General features: G+C 59.5%; 3 protein-coding genes. 2 read left to right on the top strand and 1 reads right to left on the bottom strand.

Annotation, left to right across the window (positions count from 1 at the left end; translation table 11 throughout):
* Positions 1-570 (top strand): tyrosine-type recombinase/integrase (locus tag BRAS3809_RS16070; protein ID WP_035656437.1); only part of this gene is annotated, 570 nt, incomplete at its 5' end.
* Here BRAS3809_RS16070 and BRAS3809_RS34885 read toward each other — a convergent pair.
* The gene (locus BRAS3809_RS34885; protein ID WP_035656438.1) at positions 518-739 is read right to left on the bottom strand and encodes a helix-turn-helix transcriptional regulator; all 222 of its coding nucleotides are present in this window, start codon (positions 737-739) and stop codon (positions 518-520) included. The two genes, BRAS3809_RS16070 and BRAS3809_RS34885, sit on opposite strands and share 53 nt — an antisense overlap.
* Positions 740-1,914: 1,175 nt before the next feature.
* Between BRAS3809_RS34885 and BRAS3809_RS16080 the strand changes: the two genes are divergently transcribed.
* Positions 1,915-2,889 (top strand): hypothetical protein (locus BRAS3809_RS16080; RefSeq protein ID WP_035656440.1); only part of this gene is annotated, 975 nt, incomplete at its 3' end.

The following is a 2,889-nucleotide window of genomic DNA, read 5'->3' on the forward strand; positions in this document are numbered from 1 at the left end:
TTGACGGCGTTGCGACCGGGAACTCTGATTGCAGCGCCCTGGGTAGAGTTCGATGATCTGGATGCGAGCTCTCCGATCTGGGTCGTGCCTGCCGAGCGGATGAAGCTCCGACTCCAGTACAAGGATGATCAAAGCAGGGATCACCTGGTCCCGCTCTCGACCCAGGCTCGCGACGTTCTCCGCGCCCTTCGCCCGCTCACCGGGCGAACACCCTATCTCTTTCCCAACCAGCGTCACGCCCATCGCCCGGCCAGCGAGAATGCGATCGGTTACTTGCTGAACCGTGCCGGCTATCATCACCGCCACGTGCCGCACGGCTGGCGGGCGACTTTTTCGACAGTGATGAACGAGAGGTACAAGCACGATCGACACATCATCGATCTGATGCTGGCGCACGTGCCGAAAAATGCGGTTGAGGGCGCCTATAATCGGGCCGAGCACCTCGACCGCCGCGTCGAGCTTGCGCAGGCCTGGGCAGATCTGCTGATGGTCGACCAAATGCCGATCAAGGATATCCTCAGTCTTCGGCGTTCGCCGAAGCCGGGACGCGAGATGGCGGCAGTGATTTGATCCAGGCCTCGATATCGGACTGCAGCCAACGCACGGTGTTGGGTCCAAGGCTACGAGGAACGGGGAAAGTGCCGTCGGCGATACGTCGATAGATAGTTGACGTGCCAAGGCCGGTCTTTTGCTTTACATCGCGAAGCCGCAAAAGGCGCTCGTCGAGGTCGCCGATCATTCAAACCGCCTCACTCCCAAGTGTTATCCGAAATTGCTGCGGGGCGACGACTCCCGTCTTGCCCCGCTCGCGCGTACGCAGCACTCCTTTGGCATTTTGGTCGAGTCCGAGCCGTCAGAACAATGGCCTATTTGTACGCCAGAGCACTCCCGTCTGCGGGGAGTCGTGATAGAATGAGCTTGGGTAAATCAAACTACTGATCTTGAGGGGTGGACGTTCGAATCCGTTCCGGGCACGCCACTCAAATCAAGTGCTTAGCTAAAAATCACCGTTTGAGTAGCGAAAACAAAAACGGCTTTTCAAACGGTCGGATGCCTGGCGCGAACCCAGCAGCTGGTGCGATGATCGCTGTTCAAATCTGAGTATTGAGTCGCAGGAGAAGCCGCCTCTCTCGCCATCCGCACTGGCATCTCCGTTTTGCTGAGATCGGCAGGCATAGTGCTGAGAAAGAGAATCATGCGATCGGCTTATTACGGGCTCTATGGTGTCGCTCGCCGGAGGCACTCGCGTTCAGGACCGCCGCTCTGCGGCACCGCTAACGCTGTCCCAAACGCGGGTGCCTTGTTAACCGGTCTCGCGACTGCACTCGGTCCCGGGCCCCGCCTCTGACGCGGCGGCCGCTATGCTGACCCTCCTGCGGGTGCGCCTTTAACCGGTCTCGGAGCTGCGGTCGAAGCCGCGCCAACCGGCGCTCTTGCGGCCGCATGTTAAGCGGGCAGAGCCGAACCGCACTCCACAATAAATCGCCTGTCGCCCGCCAACCTTAGCACTGGCGCGATCATTGCGGGTCACGATCATCCCACAGACCCGCTCGGTTGGACCCTTGAATTCGTAAGTTCGCCACGAGATGTTACGCCAGTTGGTCCTGACCGTTTGGAGGGAGCGGACCTCAATGTCTTAGCCTGAGCGTCAATCACGGCACTTTGAAAATTCCACCTCAAGGAGCATTCTGATACTCGAATCAATGTTAGCGAAAATGGCAAGCTGTTCCCATGCCTCCACGGCAGCCGTTTACTTCCGGACCCCGTCTCACACAGGACCCTAGTGGGGATCCTGCGGGGCAGGCGATCGCATCACTTCGTGGATACGCCTATCAGCTTTATGCCAGCAGCCTCGCGTGGCTCGATCTTCGACCAGACCAAGAACTGCTTCTTGAGGTAGCACAGGATTACGCCGTGGCAGCCCAGAACGCGCTACGCGCTGTCCAGGTGAAAAACACCGGCACCAACGTCACGATCAACTCCGATGATATCCGCGATGCAGTTGATGCGTTCGTCGATCTCGTCGAGCGCAACCCGGAGCGCGAGGTTCATCTCCGCTTTCTCTCGACCTGTTCAGTGGGACGCGAGCAAAAGCGGGAGCACCGGGCCAATGGAGAGCCAACTCTAATATACTGGCGTCGAGCAGCTGCTGGCGCCGATATTCAGCCGCTCCGCGAGGTGCTCGTAAAGATCGACCTCTCGGATCGGGTTCGTCGCTTTGTCGAAGCGCGCGACGACACTATGCTTCGGAACGAGCTTTTGCGCCGCATCCAATGGGATTGTGGGGCGCAACAACTTGGAGACATAAAGCGCGAATTGGAGCAGGGCCTCCTTCGCTACCATGTAGAGCGGTTTCAGTCCTTCGCCCGCCGAGAGCAACTCGCTGCGGCCGTTGTTCAGCGCGTCTTTGCAACAATCGTCGAGGGCAGTCGGCGGCGCCTCACTGCCGGGGAACTGCTCGCGCTCGTGACAGACACCTCAAGCATTCTGGTGGCGAGGACTGATCTTGAGGCAGTGATGCGAAGCCTCAGAGGCGTAATCGGGAGCGGCCAGCAGGGTGCAGCCCTAGGGACAGTCGAACGGTCCCGGTTTCTGGAGCCTGAGCGTGACCTTCCGCTTCCGCCGCTTCTCGCCGAGCGCAGCGAGCTCACGCTTGACCTGCTAGATCGAGCTCGCCGGAACGGGACGACTTTTGTGACTGGCAGCACGGGCTGCGGCAAGACTACAGTCGCCCGCCTCGCGACCCGGAAAGATGAGGGGTCGTGGTGTATGCTTGACCTCCGCGAGAACGCCTCAGATCAAATAATTCAACGGCTTGATCTTGCGGCGGGGATGCTTGGCGCCGCAGGCTACCATGGTATCATCCTCGACGATCTCAACGAAATCGAA

This window comes from Bradyrhizobium sp. STM 3809, assembly GCF_000239795.1.
In the GTDB taxonomy this organism is placed as follows: Bacteria; Pseudomonadota; Alphaproteobacteria; order Rhizobiales; family Xanthobacteraceae; genus Bradyrhizobium.